1 protein-coding gene is annotated in these 1,172 nt (G+C 77.2%); it reads left to right on the forward strand.

Going from position 1 to position 1,172, the window contains the following annotated elements; all coding sequences use genetic code 11:
* Nucleotides 1-1,172: 3'-5' exonuclease (locus tag PHA29_RS10500; RefSeq protein ID WP_333491391.1), on the forward strand; the 1,172-nt coding region annotated here is incomplete at both ends.

A 1,172-nucleotide genomic window follows, 5' to 3' on the forward strand; every position in this document is an offset into this window, starting at 1 on the left:
CGCCCGAGGTCGCGGCCGTCCGGGCCCTCGCGTGCACGCTCGCCAACCCCGCGGACACCGCGCAGGGGCTCGTGCCCCTGCTCGCCTCGCCGATGTTCGCCTTCGGCGCCGAGGAGTTCCTGGCGCTGTGCACCGCGGTGGACGCCGAGACCGGCGAGACCCGCCGCCGGAACGCGGACGCCGGGCTCATGTCCGACGAGGACGCCCCCGGTCTCGCGGGGCTCCCCCTGCTCGCGCGCGCCCGCGAGGTCCTGCGGCCCGCGCTCGCCCGCGTGGGGCGCGACGCGCCCGTCGACATCGCTCGCGACGTCGTGCGCGGGTCGGGCTGGCTCGTCCGCCTGGCGGCGCGCGGGCCGGAGGGGCGCGCGGTCGCGGCGAACGTGCTCAAGGCGCTCGACATGCTCGCCGAGGCGCAGGCGGCGCAGGGCCGCTCCCCGCGCCGCGTGGCGCTCGCCTTCGATGCCGCGCTCGCCGCGAAGCAGGCCCCCGGCGCCCTGAACGAGCGGGGGGCCGGCGCCGTGCGGATCATGACGGTGCACGCGTCGAAGGGTCTGGAGTTCCCCGTGGTCGCGGTGGCGGAGTGCTTCTCGATCCGCCGCGACGCGAGCCGGCTGCAGGCCCGCCGCGGCCGCGACCGGGTCGACGCCGTCGCGCTGCCCGCCCGGTTCCCGGCGGTGACCACCTTCGACGGCGTCTCGTTTCCCGAGGACAAGGTCCAGGAGCGGTTCAGGAAGCTGTATTCCGAGTGGCTCGTCCCGGAGGCGTTCGACGACGTGTGCGCGACGGGCTCCGCGGCCGAGGCCTTCGTCTCCATGCGCGACGAGTCCCGCGAGCGCGAGCTCGAGGAGCGGGCGCGCCTGCTGTACGTGGCGATGACGCGCGCGCGGGAGCTCCTGATCCTGGCGATGGACGCGCCGGTGGGGTGGGGGCGCGCGCCGGAGCTGTCCTTCGACGGGGACCGCGACCTCACGCGCGCGGTGCTCGAGCGCATCCTGCCCGACGAGGCGGCGCGCTTGGATGTCGACCGGCTCGTGTTCGACGACGCGCGCCCCGGGGACTTCGAGCTCGTCGCCCTGCGCGACTTCGTCTTCAGGGGGGAGCGCTACACGGCCGGCGGCGCCGCGCCCGGGGAGGACGGCGCCGAGCCGGGCGCGGCGGGCGGCACGTCCGCG

Source organism: Candidatus Collinsella stercoripullorum, assembly GCF_027669965.1.
GTDB classification, from domain to species: domain Bacteria; phylum Actinomycetota; class Coriobacteriia; order Coriobacteriales; family Coriobacteriaceae; genus Collinsella; species Collinsella stercoripullorum.